The following is a 17,456-nucleotide window of genomic DNA, read 5'->3' as shown; positions in this document are numbered from 1 at the left end:
CATGCTGAAGGCGACGTTACGGAGCTTCCTGGCGCACAAGGGGCGCCTCGTCCTGTCCGCGCTCGCCGTCGTCCTGTCGGTGGCGTTCGTCGCGGGCAGCCTGATCTTCTCCGACACCGTGTCGCGCACCTTCGACCGGCTCTTCGCCTCCACGTCCGCGGACGTGCGGGTGGGGCCCAAGGAGGACGACTTCGACGAGTCGGTTCCGTCGGGCACGGTGCGTACGGTGCCCGCCTCGCTCGCCGGGCGGATCGACGGAGTCGAGGGTGTGGCCGCGACACACATCGACGCCGGGGTCGAGAACATCACGGTGGTCGACCGCCACAACAAGTCGGTGGGTCCGACCACCGGCGCGCCCACCATCGCGACCAACTGGGAGCCCACGGACCGCAGTCCGGTGCGTCTGACGTCGGGGCACGCTCCGCGCGGGCCCCGTCAGGCGCTGCTCGACGCGGACACCGCCGACAAGAAGCACGTGCGCATCGGGGACCCGCTCACGGTGATGGCCGCACCCGGCTCGTTCAAGGTCGAGGTCGTGGGCATCGCCACGTTCCGTACGACGAACCCGGGCGCGGCCCTCGTCTTCCTGGACACCGGCACCGCGCAGCGCCGGCTGCTGGGCGGCACGGGCCGGGCGACGAGCATCGCGGTGGACGCGGCGCCGGGCGTCGCCGACGCGACGCTCAAGCGGCGGATCGGCCAGGAGCTGGGCGGGGCCTACGACCTGAAGACCGCGGACGAGGACGCCAAATCGGCCGCCGAGGACCTGGGCGGATTCCTGGATGTCATCAAGTACGTGATGCTCGGCTTCGCCGGGATCGCCGTGCTGGTCGGTGTGTTCCTCATCGTCAACACGTTCTCGATGCTGATCGCCCAGCGGACCCGGGAGTTGGGGCTGCTGCGGGCGCTCGGCGCGGACCGCAGGCAGGTGCGGCGCTCCGTGCTGACGGAGGCGGTACTGCTGGGCCTGGTCGGTTCGGCGACCGGGTTCGCGCTCGGGGTGGGGCTCGCCGTCGGGCTCATCAGGCTGATGGGCGTCTTCGGGATGAACCTCAAGTCCACGGAGATGGCGGTGGGCTGGGGCACGCCTGTCGTGTCGTTCGCGGTCGGCGTCGGCGTCACGTTCGTGGCGGCGTATCTGCCCTCGCGGCGCGCGGCGCGCGTCTCCCCCATGGCCGCGCTCGCCGATGCCGAGATCGCGGGCGTGGGGCGGCCGTTGCGGGTGCGGGCGCTGGTGGGCGCGGTGATCGGCGCGGCGGGCGCCGCCGCGCTGATCGGCTGCTGGACGGCGGACGAGACGGGGCCCGCGGCCTCGCTGCTCGGCCTCGGCATCGTCCTCACGCTGATCGCGACGGTCGTGGCGGGGCCCCTGCTCGTACGTCCCGTGATCCGGGTCCTCGGCGGCGCGTTCCCCGCGGTGTTCGGTTCGGTCGGCCGGATGAGCCAGCGCAACGCGCTGCGCAACCCGCGCAGGACGGGGGCCACGGCCGCCGCCCTGATGGTGGGGCTCGCCCTGGTGGCGGGGATGTCGGTGGCGAGCGCCTCCATGAGCAAGTCGTTCGACCAGCAGATCGACGACACGCTGGGCGCCGACTTCACCGTGCAGAACACCAACTTCGTGCCGTTCCCGCAGGAGGTCACCCGGAAGATCCGGGCGACGGACGGCGTGGGCCAGGTCGTGCGCCAGCGGTTCACCGCGCTCGCCGTGCGGATGCCGGACGGGAAGCGGGTGAAGACGACGGCCGCCGGCTGGGACCGCAGCGTCGACGACGTCGCACACGTCACGTACGCGCGGGGAGGCAGCGCCACGGGGCTCGCGCCCGGGCACCTGCTGCTGCGGAAGGACTTCGCCGACGAGCACGGCGCGCGGATCGGCAGCGTCCTGCCCGTGGAGTTCCCCGGCGGGAAGCGCACCGAGCTGACCGTGGGCGCCCTGACCGACCAGGAGGCGAACGACTTCGGCATGTCCGGCGGCTTCGCGATGGGCATGGCCACGCTGACGAGGTACGCACCGGGAGGCCAGGACTCGGCGGTGTACGTGAACGCCTCCTCGGGCACCTCGCCGGACGTGCTGCGCGAGCGCCTGGAGAAGACCCTCGACCCGTATCCGCAGGTGCAGGTGCGCGACCTCGCCGACTACAAGGAGCTGATCCACGGGCAGATCGCGGTGCTCCTGTATCTGGTGTACGCGCTGCTCGGCCTGGCGATCGTGATCGCGGTGCTCGGCGTGGTCAACACCCTGGCCCTGTCGGTCGTGGAACGGACGCGGGAGATCGGGCTGCTGCGGGCGATCGGGCTCGCGCGGCGCCAGTTGCGGCGCATGATCCGTCTGGAGTCGGTGGTGATCGCCGTGTTCGGGGCGGTGCTCGGGCTCGCGCTCGGCCTCATATGGGGCGTGGTCGCGCAGCGGGTGCTCGCCCTGGAGGGCATGAAGGCGCTGGCGATCCCGTGGTCGACGATCGTCGCGGTGGTGGTCGGCTCGGTGGTCGTGGGCCTCGCGGCGGCGCTGCTGCCCGCGCTGCGGGCCTCGCGGCTGAACGTGCTGGCGGCGATCGCGCACGAGTAGCGGGCGCGCACGAACAGCGGGTCGGACGTACGGTCGATACGGCAACCGACGCGACGATCGATACGTCAACTGTCCACGTTCCGAGGAGAGTTCATGGATATGGGTACGGAAGGTTCGCGGGCCGCGCGCCCGTTCCGCTTCGGCGTCAACCTGGTCACCCCCGCGCCGGACGACGCGTGGCGCGCCAAGTGCCGCCGGGCCGAGGAGCTCGGCTACGACGTGATCCTCGTGCCCGACCATCTGGGTGCCCCGTCGCCGTTCCCCTCGCTCGTGGCGGCTGCCGACGCGACGAGCCGCCCGCGGGTGGGGACGTTCGTCCTCAACTGCGCGTTCTGGAACCCGGTGCTGCTCGCCCGCGAGATCACCACCACCGTCGCGCTGACCGGCGGCCGTCTCGAACTCGGCCTCGGCACCGGCTACGTGCGCGAGGAGTTCGAGCAGGCAGGCCTGGAGTGGGGCACGGCCGGCAGCCGCGTCGACCGCCTGGAACACACCGTCACGGAGCTCGACCGGCTGCTCTCCGCCCCCGACCAGGGACCGAGGCCCCCGCTCCTGATCGGCGCGAACGGCGACCGGATGCTGCGGATCACCGCCGAGCACGCGGACATCGCCGCGTTCACCGGGGCCCGCGCGCCGAACGGGAACGCGGGCGGTCTCGAACCGCTGACCGGCGACGAGCTGGACGGGCGGGTCGCCGCCTACCGGAAATTCGCCGCCGACCGCCCGGAGAGCGCCGAACTCAATCTGCTCGTGCAGCTGGTGGCGGTGACGGACGACCGGCCCGCCGCCGTCCAGCCGCTCCTCGAGCATCTGCCGCACCTCACGCAGGAGCAGGTCCTGGACTCCCCGCTGCTGCTCGTCGGCACCGTCGAGCAGATCACCGAGCAGCTCCTGGAGCGCCGCGAGCGGTTCGGGTTCTCGTACTTCACCGTCCTGGAACCGTCCATGGAGGCGCTCGCGCCGGTGATCGAGGAGCTGCGGGGCCGCTGAGCGTCCGGCATGTGAAATCCGCGGCGTCCGGCGGCTTGCGGTGGTGGGATCTCGAACATGAGTGATCTTCGTATCCGTGCCGCAGGACCCGCCGATCTCGACGCCGCGCTCGCGTTCTGGAAGGAGGCCGCGGAGGGCACCAGCATCAGCGACGACCGCTCGGGCGTCGAGCGCCTGGTCGAGCGGGACCCCGAGGCCCTGCTGCTCGCCGAGCGCGACGGGGAGCTCGTCGGCACGGTCATCGCCGGGTTCGACGGCTGGCGCTGCCATCTGTACCGGCTCGCGGTGCACCCCGGGGCCCGGCGCCAGGGCATCGGGTCCGCGCTGCTCGCGGCGGCCGAGGAGCGGTTCGTCGCGCTCGGCGGGCGCCGTGGGGACGCCATGGTCCTGGACCGGAACGAGCGGGCCCGGCATGCGTGGAAGGCGGCCGGGTACACGCCGGAACCGCAGTGGTCGCGCTGGGTCAAGCCGCTCACCGGCTGACGCCGCCGCGGCGGGAAAATTCGTTTTGCCGGTCCTTTACCATGGATGGGTCACCCGAACCCTCTCGAGCTCTCTCGAACTCCATACGAAAGGTGTGAGCGTCCGCCCATGGGCGAGCCTCCCAGTCCCCGCTTCGTCCCCCCGCGCGGCCCCCACGAGCGCGCATCCGTCCCGCCCCTGGCCGACCATGGGACGGAGGTGACGTCCCGATGACCGAAGTACTGCTGCTCGCCGTCGCAGTCCTGCTGTCCCTGGCCTGCGGCGCCTTCGTCGCGGCGGAGTTCTCGCTCACGACGGTCGAGCGCGCGGATCTCGAAGAGGCCGTCGAGCGCGGTGAGCGCGGCGCGGCCGGCGCCCTGCGGGCCGTACGGAACCTCACCTTCCAGCTCTCCGGCGCCCAGCTCGGCATCACCGTCACCAACCTGGTCGTCGGCATGCTCGCCGAGCCGTCCATCTCCAAGCTCCTGTCGGGCCCGCTGGAGTCCCTCGGCCTGTCCGAGGGGGCCTCCACCTCGGTCGCCCTGGTGCTCGGCACCGCCCTGTCGACCGTGTTCCTGATGGTCGTCGGCGAGCTGGTGCCGAAGAACTGGGCGATCTCCTCGCCGCTCGCCGTGGCGAAGAAGGTGGCGACGCCGCAGCGCTGGTTCAGCGCGGCGTTCCGCCCGTTCATCACGCACCTCAACAACACCGCGAACCGGCTCGCGCGCCGCTTCGGCATCGAGCCGACCGAGGAGCTGGCCTCCGCGCGCGGCCCGCAGGAGCTGATGGCGCTCGCCCGGCACTCCGCGAAGGAGGGAGCGCTCGAGGCGGACACCGCCGAGCTGTTCGTGCGCACCCTGAACCTCGCCGACCTGACCGCGGAGAACGTGATGACGCCGCGCGTCCAGGTCATGGCCCTCGACCTCCAGGCCACCTGCGAGGACGTGGCGAACGCGACGCGGGCCACCGGCCTGTCCCGCTTCCCCGTCTACCGCGGCAGCCTCGACTCCGTCGTCGGCGTCGTGCACATCAAGGACGTGCTGGCGGTTCCCGACGAGCAGCGGGCCCGCAAGGGCGTCTCCGATCTGCTGCGCGAGCCGCTGCTCGTACCGGAGACGCTGACCGTGGACCGGCTGCTCGACCGGCTCTCCGGCAAGCGGACGATGGCCGTCGTCATCGACGAGTACGGCGGCACGGCCGGGGTGGCCACCCTGGAGGACATCGTCGAGGAGGTCGTCGGCGAGGTCCGCGACGAGCACGACCCGCACGAGACGCCCGACATCGCGGCCGCGGGCACCGACCCGGAGGGCCGGACGCTGTACTCCGCCGACGGCGCCGCCCGCACCGACCAGCTCGCGCGGGTCGGACTGCGCGCGCCGGACGGACCGTACGAGACGCTGGCCGGGCTCGTCGCGACGGAGCTGGGCCGGATCCCGGACATCGGCGACAGCGTCGAGGTCACCGGGTGGCGGCTCGACGTCGTCGACGCGCACGGACACCGCGCGGCCCGCGTACTGCTGCACGCGCCGCTGATCCTGGACACCGAGGAACGCCGGACGGCGGACGAGGAGAAGACCGGCCGGTCGGCATCGAAGGCCAAGGCTGGGCACAGGTCCGCCAGGGCCGACAAGGCCTCGCACGAGAAGGGGGCGGCCCGATGACCGCGATCCAATTGCTCATCGGCCTGGCGACACTCGTCGTCAACGCCTTCTTCGTGGGCGGCGAGTTCGCACTGATCTCGGTGCGCCGCAGCCAGATCGAGCCGTACGCCGAGGAGGGCGACCGGCGCGCGCGCAGCGTCATGTGGGGTCTGGAGCACGTCTCCGCGCTGCTCGCCGCGGCGCAGCTCGGCATCACGCTGTGCACCCTGGTGCTCGGCATCGTCGCCGAGCCGGCCATCGCGCATCTGCTGGAGCCCGGATTCGACGCGGTCGGCGTGCCGCACGGCCTGGTCCACCCGATCTCGTTCGTGATCGCGCTGACCGTGGCGACGTATCTGCACATGCTGCTCGGCGAGATGGTGCCGAAGAACATCGCGCTCGCCGAGCCGGTGCGCTCGGCGCTGCTGCTCGGCCCGCCCCTGGTCGCCGTCGCGCGCGCCCTGCGCCCGGTGATCTTCGCGATCAACGCCTTCGCCAACGGACTGCTCAAGCTGCTCCGCGTGGAGGCGAAGGACGAGGTCACGGCGACGTTCTCGGACGACGAGCTGGCCCGTATGGTCAAGGACGCCTCCGAGGCGGGCCTGATCGACGACCGCGCGCAGGAACGCCTGCACGACGCGCTGGAGCTCGGCCGCCGCCCCGTCAAGGACGTCGTCCTGCCGATCGAGAAGGTCGTCTACGCGCGCGTGGGCGTCACGCCCGAGGAGCTGGAGCGGCTCTCCGCCGAGTCCGGGTTCTCGCGCTTCCCCGTGGTGGACGAGGGCCGGCGGATCGTCGGCTACCTCCACGTGAAGGACGCCCTGGACGCGACGCCGCGCGATCTGCCGTTCCGGGTGCCGGAGATGCGCTCCATCGCGCGCGTCCGCGAGACGACGCCGCTGGACGACGTGCTGACCGCGATGCGCGGCAGCCGTACGCACGTCGCGGCGGTGCTCGGCGCGGACGGCCGGCTCGCCGGTCTGGTCACCATGGAGGACGTGCTGCGGGAGCTGTTCGGCCAGCCGGTGTGAGCCCCGCGCGGGGCCGGGGAGCTCCGTAGGGCCGGGAAAGGGGAGGCATGAGCCAGCTCGTCCTGAAGGACGTGTCGTACGGATACCCGGACCGGCCGGTCCTCGACCGGATCTCGCTGTCGGTGCGGCCCGGCGACAAGGCCTGTGTCATCGGCGAGAACGGCTCGGGGAAGTCGACGCTGCTGCGACTGCTCGCGGGCGAGCTGACGCCGTCCGAGGGCTTTGTGGCGGTGAGCGCCGACGGCGGCACCGGCTACCTCGCCCAGACGCAGCCGCTGCCGCCCGGGGCGACCGTGCAGGACGCCGTCGACGCGGCGCTCGCCGAGCTGCGCGACCTGGAGCGGCGGATCGCCGAGGCGGAGGCCTTGCTCGGCTCGGCCGGGCCCGGTGCGCTCACCGAGTACGCGGATCTGGTGGCGGCCTTCGAGGCGCGCGACGGCTACCGTGCCGACGCCCGCCTGGAGGCCGCCCTGCATGGCCTCGGCGTCCCGCACCTGGCCCGCACCCGCACGCTCGGCTCCCTGTCGGGCGGCGAGGCGGCGCGGCTCGGCCTCGCCTGCGTCCTCGCCCCGCGGCCCGAGCTGCTGCTCCTGGACGAGCCGACGAACCACCTCGACGACCAGGCGCTGAGCTGGCTGGAGGAGCGCTTGCGGGCGCACCGCGGCACCGTCGTCGCCGTCACCCACGACCGCGTCTTCCTCGACCGGGTGGCCGGCACGATCGTCGAGGTCGACGGCGACCGGCACGCCGTCGCCCGCTACGGCAACGGCTGGGACGGCTATCTGGAACAGCGGACCACCGCGCGGCGCCGCTGGGAGGAGCGCTACCGGGCGTGGTCCGACGAGGTGGACCGGCAGGAGCGGATCGCGCAGGACACGTCGGCGCGGCTTTCCGGCGGCTGGCGGATGCGGGACAGCAGCACGTTCGCCAAGTTCTCCAAGCACCAGCGCTCGGTGGAGGGCCAGGTCTCGGGGGTGGTCCGCAACGCGCGCGAGCGGCTGCGGAGGCTGCGCGCCGACCCGGTGCCGAAGCCGCCGGAGCCGTTGCGGTTCCGGGTGGGCGGGGGCGCGGCGGACGGCGCACCGGAACCCGGCGCGCCCGGCGTCCTGGAAGGCGGCGGCCACCCCTTCCTGCGCCCCGTGGAAGTGGCGGACGTCGTGGTCGAGGGGCGGCTCGCGGTCGACCGGCTGGTCCTCGAGCCCGGGGCGCGCACCCTGGTGACCGGGCCGAACGGCGCGGGCAAGTCGACGCTGCTCGCGCTCCTCGCCGGGCGCCTCGCACCGGACCGCGGCACCGTCCAGCTCCCGCCCCGCATCGGCCACTTGACACAGGAGGTCGCACACGACGGCACCGCCCGGCCGCTCCTCGACGCGTTCGCGGCCGGGCTCGGCGGGCTGCCCGAGGAGCACGCCCAGGACCTGCTGGCGCTCGGCCTCTTCCGCGAGGAGGACCTGGCCGTGCCGGTGCGGGACCTGTCCGTCGGCCAGCGCCGCAGGCTCGACCTGGCCCGCCTCGTCACCCGCCCCGCCGATCTGCTGCTCCTGGACGAGCCGACGAACCACGTCTCCCCCGCGCTCGCGGAGGACCTGGACGAGGCACTGGCCGGCTACGCGGGCACGCTCGTCGTGGTCTCCCACGACCGCCGGCTTCGGGCCCGCTTCGAGGGCCGTCAGGTGTGCGTCGCGGGCGGGTCCGTCGTGGGCTGAGGCCGCGGTGTCGCGGTCTCGCCCGTCGGGGCCTCCAGGACGCCGGGTCCGTGCGGGCCGATGCCCGCGGTGCCGACCGCCGTCAGGACCGCGAGCAGCGCGGCGAGCCCCGCCGTGCCGAGGGCCGCGGCCCAGTCGACGTCCAGCAGGTTCGTCGCGCCCGCGACCAGCACCGCCGCGAGCGCCTGCGCGAACGTCCTGATCGCGCGCTCGGCGGTGGCCGTCCAGAAACTGATGCTCCACATGTTCCGCTCCCCCGTTCACGGTGTCCGCTCCCGGCATACCGCTGCCGGGCGCGGCTGCCCAGCCCCGCGGCGCCCACCACTTCGTTGCCTCGGGATACGATCTGAAAAGTCATGCACACAAACCCCACCCACACCAGCCTCGTCGCCGTCGGCGACTCCTTCACCGAAGGCATGTCGGACCTGCTGCCCGACGGTTCCTACCGCGGATGGGCCGACCTCCTCGCCGCCCGTATGGCCGCGCGGACCCCGGACTTCCGCTACGCGAACCTCGCCGTGCGCGGCAAGCTCATCGGCCAGATCGTCGAGGAGCAGATCGACGTCGCCGCCGCGATGAAGGCCGATGTCGTGACCCTCGTCGGCGGCCTCAACGACACCTTGCGCCCCAAGTGCGACATGGTCCGCGTCCGGGATCTGCTGACGCAGGCCGTGGAGACGCTGGCCCCGTCCTGCGGGCAGCTCGTCCTGATGCGCAGCCCCGGCCGCAACGGCCCGGTGTTGCAGCGCTTCCGGCCGCGCATGGAGGAGCTGTTCACCTGCATCGACGAGCTGGCGGCGAAGCACGGCGCCCTCGTCGTCGACCTGTACGGGGCACCGGCCCTCGCCGACCAGCGCATGTGGGACGTGGACCGGCTGCATCTCACCGCGGAGGGCCACCGCCGGGTCGCCGAGGCGGTCTGGCAGGGCCTCGGCTACGAGGCGGAGTCCGACTGGCGGGCCGAACTGCCGCCCGAGCTCCCGCCGAACTGGATGACCCGCCGGGTGGCCGACGCCCGCTTCGCCAAGCAGCACCTCGTACCGTGGATCGGCCGCCGCCTGACGGGAAGGTCGTCGGGCGACGGCCGGGCCCCGAAGCGGGCGGAACTGGCGCCGTACGCGCAGGAGCCGCGCTCCTAGCTCCGCAGGTCGAGCCGCATCAGGACGCGGGGGTGACCGGCCAGCACCGAGGTGGTGTCGGCGGCATGAGTGAACCCGGCGCGCTCGAAGTTCCCGCGGATCCCCGCGTACGCCATGGTCGCGTCCACGCGCGCCTTCCCGTTGTCGAGCGGGTACGCCTCGACCGCGGGCGCGCCGTGGGAGCGGGCGAAGTCGACCGCCCCGGCGATCAGGGCATGCGAGACACCCCGCTTGCGGTGGCCGGGGCGGGCCCGGATGCACCACAGGGACCACACCGGCAGGTCGTCGACGCGCGGGATGGTGCGGCTGCGGGCGAACGAGGTGTCCGAGCGCGGTGCCACGGCGGCCCAGCCGACCGGCTCGTCGCCATCGTAGGCGAGCACTCCCGGCGGGGTACCGGCGCGGCACAGCTCGCCGACGTACTCGCCGCGCGCCGGGCCACGGAGTTCGTTGTTGAGCTTGGACGGGATCCGATGACTCAGACACCAGCACACGGTGGCGGTGGCAGACTTCGGGCCGAGCACGGCTCGGACGTCCTCGAACACCGAGGCGGGGCGCACGTCGAAGGTCATGCGCCCCACCCTGGCACGATGCGCGGGACAAAACCTCCGGTTACACGGACAGGACGAGCTTGCCCCGCGTGTGCCCCTCGGCGTTGAGCCGCCAGGCCTGCGCCGCCTCGGCGAGCGGAAGCACCCGCGCGATCGGCACGGTCAGCTTCCCCGCGTCGGCGAGGTCGGCGAGCGCCGTGAGGTCGGCCGTGTCCGGCCGGACCCACACGTAGTGGCCGCCCTTCTCCGCGGCCTCCGCCTCGACGATGGACGCGAACCGGTCGGGCCGGTCGAGCAGCCGCAGCGAGGTGTCGACGGCCTCCGCGCCGCCGACGAAGTCGAGGGCCGCGCCGATGCCTTCGGGCGCCAACTCCGTGACCCGGTCGGCCAGTCCGGGACCGTAGGTCACGGGTTCCGCACCCAGCCCCCGTACGAAGTCGTGGTTGTGGGCGCTCGCCGTACCGATCACGCGGGCACCGAGGGCCACGGCGATCTGGACGGCGAACGAGCCGACGCCGCCCGCGGCCGCGTGCACCAGGACGGTGTCACCGGCGCCGACCCCCACGCGCTTGATGGCCTGGTAGGCCGTGAGCCCGGCGAGCGGAACGCCCGCGGCCTGCTCCCAGGAGAGCGCGGCGGGCTTGCGGGCCAGCATCCGCACGTGCGCGGAGACGTATTCGGCGTAGGCGCCGAGCTGGGCAACGTCCTTGCGGATGTAGCCGAAGACCTCGTCGCCGGGCGCGTACTCCTCGACGTCGAAGCCGACGCGCTCGACCACGCCCGACACGTCCCAGCCGGGGACCAGCGGGAAGTGCGTCTCCATGATCGGGTCGAGGCCGCCCGCGGCGAGCTTCCAGTCGACCGGGTTGACCCCGGCGGCCCGGACCCGGATCAGCACCTCACCGGGGGCGACCTTCGGGTCGGGGAGGTCGGTGAGCCGCAGCGCGTCGGGGCCGCCGTATGCGTTCAGAGTGATGGCCTTCATCCGAGCAATGGTTGCACACGGAGGTAAATGCAGACCCATGATACGTGCGTTTGCAATTAACCCGCGCCTGCAAGTACCGTCGTACGACGTAAGCCCCCGCACCACCGGAAAGGCCGCACGCATCATGGCACCGTCCACCATCCCCACCGTCACCCTCAACAACGGCGTCGAGATCCCGCAGCTCGGCTTCGGTGTCTTCCAGGTGCCGGACGACGAGACCACCGCGGCCGTGACCGCCGCCCTCGAAGCCGGTTACCGCAGCATCGACACCGCCGCGATCTACGGGAACGAGACCGGCGTCGGCCGCGCCCTCGCCGCCTCCGGCATCGCCCGCGAGGACCTGTTCATCACGACCAAGCTGTGGAACGCCGACCAGGGCCACGACGCCACACTGGCCGCCTTCGACGCCTCGCTGGAGAAGCTGGGCCTCGACTACGTCGACCTGTACCTCATCCACTGGCCGACCCCGGAGCGCGACCTCTACCGCGAGACCTGGAAGGCCATCGAGAAGCTGGTCGCCGACGGCCGGATCCGCGCCGCGGGTGTCTCCAACTTCCAGCCCGCGCACCTTCGGCGCCTCGTCGACGGCTCGGACCTCGTCCCCGCCGTCAACCAGGTCGAGCTGCACCCGGGCCTCCAGCAGAGCGAACTGCGCGCCGTGCACGCCGACCTCGGCATCGCCACCGAGGCCTGGAGCCCGCTCGCCCAGGGCGCGGTCCTCGGCGACGAGGCGATCACGACGATCGCCGCCCGCCACGGCAAGTCCCCCGCCCAGGTCGTCCTGCGCTGGCACCTCCAGCTCGGCAACGTCGTGATCCCCAAGTCCGTGACGCCGGCCCGCATCCGCGAGAACCTCGACGTCTTCGACTTCACGCTCACCGACGACGAGATGGCCTCGCTCGCCACCCTCGACCGCGACCTGCGCACGGGGCCGCACCCGGACGAGCTCAACTGATCCTTCAGGCACCGAAGTTCCGCGCCGCGGGCGCCCGAGGCGGCCGCGGCGCGGAAGCCGTCCACAGCGCCGAAAGCACCACCTGAGATGTCTGTTGCCCCCACCGCCCTCGACCGCCTCGTGAACCCCGCGGGCACACTGCCGACCCTGGGCCTCGAACTCCCCCTCGACGCCGACTGGGGCCGCACCCGACTGCGGGCCGACCAGGCCGCGGGGCGCCCCTTCGGCATCCCCGACCTGAGCCGGCACGCCGAACTCGCCCGCCTCGCCGACGACTTGGGCTTCGCGGCGCTCTGGGTGCGGGACGTCCCGCTGTACGATCCGGAGCACTTCGGCGACGCCGGTTCCGTGTTCGAGACGTTCACCCACCTCGGGCATCTCGCCGCCGTCACCGAACGCGCCGTGCTCGGCACCGCGGCCGTCGTCCTGCCGCTGCGCCAGCCGCTGCTGGTCGCCAAGGCCGCGGCCACCGTCGACGCGCTGTCCGGCGGCCGGTTCGTGCTCGGCCTCGCCAGCGGGGACCGTCCGGTCGAATACCCCTTGTTCGGCGCGGACTTCCACGCCCGCGGCGCCACGTTCCGCGAGGGCGTGGAGACCCTGCGCGCGGCCTGGGCCGCGCGGTCCGGGGACGAGGGCATGAGCCTGCCCGCGCTCGGTCTCGACGCGGGCCGCCGCCTGGAGGTACTGCCCAAGCCGACCGGCCCTTCCATTCCGATCGCCGTCGCCGGGCATGCCCAGCAGTCCGCGGAGTGGATCTCCCGGAACGCCGACGCGTCCCTCAACTATCCCCGCCCGCTCGGTGCGTTGCGCCTCAAGACACAGGAGTGGCGGGAGCTGACGGGCGAGGATCCGAAGCCGTATCTCACGCCGATGCAGCTGGACCTCCTGCCGGATCCCGCCGCCCCGGCGACCTCGATCCGGCTCGGCCTGCGCACCGGCCGCGAGGCGCTGGTGGAGCAGCTGCGGGCCATGGGCGAACTCGGCGTCTCCCATGTCTCGTTCAACCTCCGCCCGAGCGACCGCCCGATCGACGAGGTCCTGAAGGAACTCGCCGATACGGTGCTACCGCACTTCCCCTCGTCCTGAGCGACTCGTCCTGAGCGACTCGTCCTGAGCGACTCGTCCGGAGCGACTCGTCCGGAGCGACTCGTCCGGAGCGACTCGTCCGGAGCGACTCGTCCGGAGCGATTCGTCCGGAGCGATTCGTCCGGAGCGATTCGTCCGGAGCGTTTCCGGACGAATCGTCAGCGCGCGGGCACGGCCTCCGGCTCGTCCCGCTCCGCCGCCACCCCGACCTCCGACAGCTCCCGGTCCCGCAGGTCCGGTGCGAACGCGATGGCCACCATGGAGATCACCGTCGTCACGACGGCGAACGCGATCACCATCCACAGGCTGCCGTCGGCCCACAGCACCATCGCGCCGGCCAGCGCCGGGGTGAAGCTCGCCAGGAGGATCGACGCCATCTGGTAGCCGATGGAAATGCCCGAATAGCGGACCGCCGTCGGGAACATCTCGCAGTACAGGGCGGGCAGCGGCGCGTACACCATGGCGTGGCCGAGGGCGAGGAACAGCACCACGCCCGCGACGATCGCCCACAGCTGCCCGGTGTGCACCAGCGCGAAGACGGGCCAGGTCGTGAGCACGATCAGGGCGCCGCCGATGAGGAAGGTCCGGACGCGTCCGATGCGGTCGGAGACGGCGCCGAACACCGGGATCATCACGATGTTCACCGCGGCGCCGATCATCGACGCCGTCAGTCCGTAGCTCTTCGGCGCGCCCAGTGTGGTGGTGACGTAGGAGAGGATGAACGTCGTGAACAGGTAGTAGTTCCCGGCCTCGGCGAAGCGGCCGAAGACCGTGATCAGCAGGGCCTTTCGGTGGTCGCGGAAGACGACCGCCGCGGGCGCCTTGCGGCGCTCCAGCTCGGCGTCCATCTTGCGCTTCTCCTCGAGGAACGCGGGGCTCTCGGTGGCGCGGAGGCGGATGAAGAAGCCGACTCCGGCGAGGATCACGCTGAGCAGGAACGGCAGCCGCCAGCCCCACTCGTCGAACGCGTCACCGGAGAGCCACGACGCCAGCGACACCGCGGCCGTGCCGAGGAGCAGACCCGCCGAAACCCCGATCTGCGGCCAGGCCCCGAAGTAGCCGCGCCGCTTCCTCGGCGCGTTCTCGACGGCGACGATGGCCGCCCCGCCCCACTCGCCGCCCACGGCGAACCCCTGCGCGAGCCGCAGCACGCACAGCAACAGCGGTGCCGCGACGCCGATCTGGTCGTAGGTCGGCACGAGGCCGATCGCCGCCGTGGCCACCGTCATGATCGAGAACGTGAGGATCAGCGTGGACTTGCGGCCGATCCGGTCCCCGAGGTGTCCGGCGACGAACGCGCCGATCGGGCGGGCCAGGAACCCCACGCCGAACGAGGCGAGCGAGACGATCTGGCCGATGCCGGGAGACAGGTTCGGGAAGAACAGGTGCCCGAACACCAGGGCCGCGGCGGTGCCGTAGATCGTGTACTCGTACCACTCGACGATCGCGCCGATGGTGCCGGACTGAAGTGACCGGCGCCGCAGTTGCTCCGGTGTCGGGGTGGCGGCGGTGGGCATGGGGATCTCCGTTGATCGGGGTGAGCGGGGACGGGACCGCGGGACTGGACCGGGTCCGGGACCGGGCCGGGACCGCGGCACCGGGCCGGGGCCAGGTCCGGGACGGGACGGGACCCGCCGGCCCGACGGCGGGCCCGGTGGGTGCGGCGGCCGCGGCGGACCCGCCCGAGCCGCGCGGAGCGCGCGGCCCGGTGGTGCGGCGCGTGATGCGGCGAGGGCGCCGGGGACTCCCGGCAGCCGAGGCGCGGCGTGGCGCGAGCGTGGGTGCCGGGCCTCACGGCGCGGGCGAGGGGGTCGCCCGGTCTCAGGCGCGAGCCGCTTCGTAGTGGTCGGTCCACGGCAGCGTGGCGCCGGCGTACTTGGCGGCGCGGACGTCGCCGGAGCGGGCGTGCCCCTCGAACAGCTCGACGCGGGCCGCGCGGCCGCACAGCTCCCCGAGCTCGGCGGAGGACTTCTCCTCGCGCACCTCCTGGTACGTGACGGTGCGCAGGTACATGCCGACCCACAGGCCGCCTGTGTAGCGGGCGGCGCCGCGGGTGGGCAGCACGTGGTTGGTGCCGATCACCTTGTCGCCGTAGGAGACGCAGGTGCCCTCGCCGAGGAACAGGGCGCCGTAGGCGTGCATCTTGTCCAGGGCCTCGCGGGGGTTCTCGGTGAGGATCTGCACGTGCTCGTAAGCGAAGTCGTCGGCGACGCGGTACGCCTCGTCGAGGTCGTCGACCAGGATGATCCGGCCGTGGTCGCGCCAGGCCGGGCCCGCGATGTCGCCGGTCTGCATGCCGGGCAGGATCTCCTCGATGTGCCGCTGCACCTCGTCGGCGACCTGCCGGCTCGTCGTGATCAGGGCGGCGGGCGAGTCCGGCCCGTGCTCGGCCTGCGAGAGCAGGTCGACGGCGGCGACGAACGGGTCGGCGTGCTCGTCCGCGACGACCAGGATCTCGGTCGGCCCGGCGAACAGGTCGATGCCGACCTCGCCGAACAGCTGGCGCTTGGCCTCGGCCACGTACGCGTTGCCGGGCCCCGCGAGCATGTCGACGGGCTTGATGGTCTGCGTGCCGACGGCCATCGCGGCGACTGCCTGGACGCCACCGAGCACGTAGATCTCGTCGGCGCCGGCGAAGTGCGTGGCGGCGATCGTCGCGGCGGGGATCTCGCCGCGGATCGGCGGGGTGCAGGCGACGACTCGCGGTACGCCCGCGGCCTTGGCGGTCACGATCGTCATGTGCGCGGAGGCGGTCAGCGGGTAGCGGCCGCCGGGGATGTAGGCGCCGACGGACTGGACCGGCACGTGCCGGTGGCCGAGGAAGACTCCCGGCGCGGTCTCGATCTCGATCTCGGACATCGAGTCGCGCTGCGCCTCGGCGAACCGGCGGACGTTCGCCTGGACCGTCCTGATGTCCTCGACGACCTGCGGGTCGAGCGTGCCGATGATCTCGGCGATCCGCTGTTCGTCGAGGCGGAAGGAGTCCGGCTCCCAGCGGTCGAAGCGCGCGGACAGTTCACGGACGGCCTCGTCGCCGCGGCCGCGCACGTCGGCGATCAGCTCGCGGACGGCCTGCCCGACGGTGTCGTTGCCGGACGGGGCGGTGGACGGGGTGGCGGCGGCCTTGATGGTGCGGGACACGCCCAGCTCCTCACTCGTGGTGGATACGTATCCATTGGATACGTATCCACAGAATGGAAGACGAAGGGTTGAACGGTCAAGAGGGGTTCGGGGAGGGATTTACGAGGGGGTGTGCGCCGGGCCCGTGGTGGAGCGCCCGACGAATTCCACCGGAAGCACCTCGTGCCGGTGCGGCAGCTCGGGGTCCGCCAGGCGGCCGAGCAGCAGCTCCACGCCGACCTGCGCGATCCGCTCCAGCGGCTGCCGCACGGTCGTCAGGTCGATCCGCTCCCACGCGGAGAGCGGCACGTCGTCGCAGCCCACCACGCTCAACTCGCCCGGTACGTCCACGCCTTCGGCCGCGGCGGCGTTGAGCGCGGCGTACGCCATGACGTCGTTGTGGCAGTAGAGCGCCGTCGGCCGCTCGGGGGCGGCGAGCAGCGTGCGCACCGCCGCGTACGCGGTGGCGTAGTCGTAATCGCCCGCGATCTCGGTGAGGACGGCGCCGCCGGCCGACCGCACCCGGTCACGGAAACCGCGGCCGCGCTGCTGGGCCGTGCTCGATCCGGCGAGGCCGCAGATCATCGCGATCCGCCGGTGCCCGAGGCCGAGCAGATGCCCGGCGGCCAGCTCGCCCGCGGTCGGGTTGTCCGCCTCGACCTGGTCGGCGGGGAAGTCCGCGAGGGTGCGGTGGACCAGCACGACGGGGATGCCGTGCCCGGCCGTGCGGTGCGCGAGCGGCTCGTCCTGCAACGCCGAGGTGAACACGACGCCGTCGACGCCCTCGCGGCGCAGCTGCGCGAGCCCCTCCTCCGCGGTCATGACGTCCGTGACCAGGGTCAGGCGCATGCCCTGCTCGTGCAGGACGCGCTCCATCGCCTTGACCATGACCGGGTAGAACGGGTTCGTCAGATCGCGGATGACCACGCCGATCAGGCCGGAGCGGGAGCCGACGAGACTGCGCGCGGCCTGGCTGGGCTGGAAGTCGTACTTGTCGACCACTTCGAGCACCCGGCGGCGCGTCTCGGGCGCGACGCTCCCGCCGTTCAGGACGCGGGAGACGGTCGACTGCGCCACTCCGGCCTCGCGGGCGATCTGCACGCTGGTGACGGTCGGCCGCCGCGCCATGGGTCCTTACCTCCGGGTCGAGTCGATCGGAGCAAGGATATCGAGGTGAGGACACGGATCGCCGGGTGCCGGGGCGCTCCGCCTCCGGCACCCGGCG

At 72.7% G+C, this 17,456-nt stretch carries 15 protein-coding genes; 9 read left to right on the top strand and 6 right to left on the bottom strand.

All coding sequences use genetic code 11. The annotated features are described in order from the left end of the window. Nucleotide 1 precedes the first annotated feature (1 nt). From ACNYS0_RS34120 to ACNYS0_RS34095, 6 genes are all read left to right on the top strand, one after another. Nucleotides 2-2,566, top strand: a complete 2,565-nt coding sequence (locus ACNYS0_RS34120) for an ABC transporter permease (RefSeq protein ID WP_422479188.1) — start codon at nt 2-4, stop codon at nt 2,564-2,566. 93 nt (nt 2,567-2,659) lie between these two features. Continuing rightward, nucleotides 2,660-3,556, top strand: coding sequence for an LLM class F420-dependent oxidoreductase (locus ACNYS0_RS34115; RefSeq protein WP_422479186.1), 897 nt, complete (start codon nt 2,660-2,662; stop codon nt 3,554-3,556). Nucleotides 3,557-3,613: 57 nt separating this feature from the next. Further along, nucleotides 3,614-4,039, top strand: coding sequence for a GNAT family N-acetyltransferase (locus ACNYS0_RS34110; RefSeq protein WP_422479184.1), 426 nt, complete (start codon nt 3,614-3,616; stop codon nt 4,037-4,039). Between the two features lie 209 nt (nt 4,040-4,248). After that, entirely contained in the window at nt 4,249-5,679 is a 1,431-nt protein-coding gene (locus ACNYS0_RS34105; RefSeq protein ID WP_422479182.1) for a hemolysin family protein, read from the top strand. After that, the gene (locus ACNYS0_RS34100) at nt 5,676-6,689 is read left to right on the top strand and encodes a hemolysin family protein (RefSeq protein ID WP_422479180.1); all 1,014 of its coding nucleotides are present in this window, start codon (nt 5,676-5,678) and stop codon (nt 6,687-6,689) included. Before ACNYS0_RS34105 ends, ACNYS0_RS34100 begins: the two co-directional genes overlap by 4 nt. Nucleotides 6,690-6,736: 47 nt before the next feature. Beyond that, complete coding sequence (locus ACNYS0_RS34095; protein ID WP_422479178.1) at nt 6,737-8,395, top strand: ABC-F family ATP-binding cassette domain-containing protein; 1,659 nt, start codon at nt 6,737-6,739, stop codon at nt 8,393-8,395. On the opposite strand, the gene ACNYS0_RS34090 is transcribed toward ACNYS0_RS34095, so the two are convergent. Beyond that, a complete protein-coding gene (locus tag ACNYS0_RS34090) occupies nt 8,359-8,640 on the bottom strand; it encodes a holin (RefSeq protein ID WP_422479176.1) in 282 nt (93 codons plus the stop codon). The two genes, ACNYS0_RS34095 and ACNYS0_RS34090, sit on opposite strands and share 37 nt — an antisense overlap. Before the next feature lie 111 nt (nt 8,641-8,751). Here ACNYS0_RS34090 and ACNYS0_RS34085 point away from each other — a divergent pair, with 111 nt between their 5' ends. Then, nucleotides 8,752-9,534: an SGNH/GDSL hydrolase family protein gene (locus ACNYS0_RS34085; protein WP_422479174.1), complete on the top strand. Its 783-nt coding sequence runs from the start codon at nt 8,752-8,754 to the stop codon at nt 9,532-9,534. Here the strand turns inward: ACNYS0_RS34085 and ACNYS0_RS34080 are convergent. After that, nucleotides 9,531-10,106 (bottom strand): GNAT family N-acetyltransferase, encoded by a 576-nt coding sequence (locus tag ACNYS0_RS34080; protein ID WP_422479172.1) that lies wholly within the window; start codon nt 10,104-10,106, stop codon nt 9,531-9,533. The two genes, ACNYS0_RS34085 and ACNYS0_RS34080, sit on opposite strands and share 4 nt — an antisense overlap. Before the next feature lie 40 nt (nt 10,107-10,146). Beyond that, on the bottom strand, nt 10,147-11,070 hold the full coding sequence (locus tag ACNYS0_RS34075; RefSeq protein ID WP_422479170.1) for an NADP-dependent oxidoreductase: 924 nt from the start codon (nt 11,068-11,070) through the stop codon (nt 10,147-10,149). Between the two features lie 124 nt (nt 11,071-11,194). On the opposite strand from ACNYS0_RS34075, the gene ACNYS0_RS34070 reads away from it, so the two are divergent. Next, nucleotides 11,195-12,025 carry an aldo/keto reductase gene (locus ACNYS0_RS34070; RefSeq protein ID WP_422479168.1) on the top strand — a complete coding sequence of 277 codons (831 nt, stop codon included), beginning with the start codon at nt 11,195-11,197 and terminating at the stop codon, nt 12,023-12,025. An 87-nt stretch (nt 12,026-12,112) separates the two neighbouring features. Next, nucleotides 12,113-13,111, top strand: a complete 999-nt coding sequence (locus ACNYS0_RS34065) for a TIGR03571 family LLM class oxidoreductase (protein ID WP_422479166.1) — start codon at nt 12,113-12,115, stop codon at nt 13,109-13,111. A 158-nt stretch (nt 13,112-13,269) separates the two neighbouring features. Here the strand turns inward: ACNYS0_RS34065 and ACNYS0_RS34060 are convergent, their stop codons facing one another. The 3 genes from ACNYS0_RS34060 to ACNYS0_RS34050 all read right to left on the bottom strand — a co-directional run bounded on the left by ACNYS0_RS34060 (nt 13,270) and on the right by ACNYS0_RS34050 (nt 17,359). After that, nucleotides 13,270-14,628: an MFS transporter gene (locus tag ACNYS0_RS34060; protein ID WP_422479164.1), complete on the bottom strand. Its 1,359-nt coding sequence runs from the start codon at nt 14,626-14,628 to the stop codon at nt 13,270-13,272. A gap of 304 nt (nt 14,629-14,932) precedes the next feature. Then, nucleotides 14,933-16,252 carry a histidinol dehydrogenase gene (hisD, locus tag ACNYS0_RS34055; RefSeq protein WP_422479162.1) on the bottom strand — a complete coding sequence of 440 codons (1,320 nt, stop codon included), beginning with the start codon at nt 16,250-16,252 and terminating at the stop codon, nt 14,933-14,935. 99 nt (nt 16,253-16,351) lie between these two features. Then, nucleotides 16,352-17,359 (bottom strand): LacI family DNA-binding transcriptional regulator, encoded by a 1,008-nt coding sequence (locus ACNYS0_RS34050; protein WP_422479160.1) that lies wholly within the window; start codon nt 17,357-17,359, stop codon nt 16,352-16,354. Nucleotides 17,360-17,456: the final 97 nt, after the last annotated feature.

The sequence above is a fragment of the Streptomyces anthophorae genome (assembly GCF_049310305.1).
GTDB lineage: Bacteria > Actinomycetota > Actinomycetes > Streptomycetales > Streptomycetaceae > Streptomyces.
Note: the sequence above shows the minus strand (reverse complement) of the source record. Positions and strands in the feature narration are given on the sequence as shown.

Coding starts and splice junctions, on each gene's coding strand:
- ACNYS0_RS34120 (WP_422479188.1), top strand. CDS start 2: ATGCTGAAGGCGACGTTACGGAGCTTCCTGGCGCACAAGGGGCGCCTC.
- ACNYS0_RS34115 (WP_422479186.1), top strand. CDS start 2,660: ATGGATATGGGTACGGAAGGTTCGCGGGCCGCGCGCCCGTTCCGCTTC.
- ACNYS0_RS34110 (WP_422479184.1), top strand. CDS start 3,614: ATGAGTGATCTTCGTATCCGTGCCGCAGGACCCGCCGATCTCGACGCC.
- ACNYS0_RS34105 (WP_422479182.1), top strand. CDS start 4,249: ATGACCGAAGTACTGCTGCTCGCCGTCGCAGTCCTGCTGTCCCTGGCC.
- ACNYS0_RS34100 (WP_422479180.1), top strand. CDS start 5,676: ATGACCGCGATCCAATTGCTCATCGGCCTGGCGACACTCGTCGTCAAC.
- ACNYS0_RS34095 (WP_422479178.1), top strand. CDS start 6,737: ATGAGCCAGCTCGTCCTGAAGGACGTGTCGTACGGATACCCGGACCGG.
- ACNYS0_RS34090 (WP_422479176.1), bottom strand. CDS start 8,640: ATGTGGAGCATCAGTTTCTGGACGGCCACCGCCGAGCGCGCGATCAGG.
- ACNYS0_RS34085 (WP_422479174.1), top strand. CDS start 8,752: ATGCACACAAACCCCACCCACACCAGCCTCGTCGCCGTCGGCGACTCC.
- ACNYS0_RS34080 (WP_422479172.1), bottom strand. CDS start 10,106: ATGACCTTCGACGTGCGCCCCGCCTCGGTGTTCGAGGACGTCCGAGCC.
- ACNYS0_RS34075 (WP_422479170.1), bottom strand. CDS start 11,070: ATGAAGGCCATCACTCTGAACGCATACGGCGGCCCCGACGCGCTGCGG.
- ACNYS0_RS34070 (WP_422479168.1), top strand. CDS start 11,195: ATGGCACCGTCCACCATCCCCACCGTCACCCTCAACAACGGCGTCGAG.
- ACNYS0_RS34065 (WP_422479166.1), top strand. CDS start 12,113: ATGTCTGTTGCCCCCACCGCCCTCGACCGCCTCGTGAACCCCGCGGGC.
- ACNYS0_RS34060 (WP_422479164.1), bottom strand. CDS start 14,628: ATGCCCACCGCCGCCACCCCGACACCGGAGCAACTGCGGCGCCGGTCA.
- ACNYS0_RS34050 (WP_422479160.1), bottom strand. CDS start 17,359: ATGGCGCGGCGGCCGACCGTCACCAGCGTGCAGATCGCCCGCGAGGCC.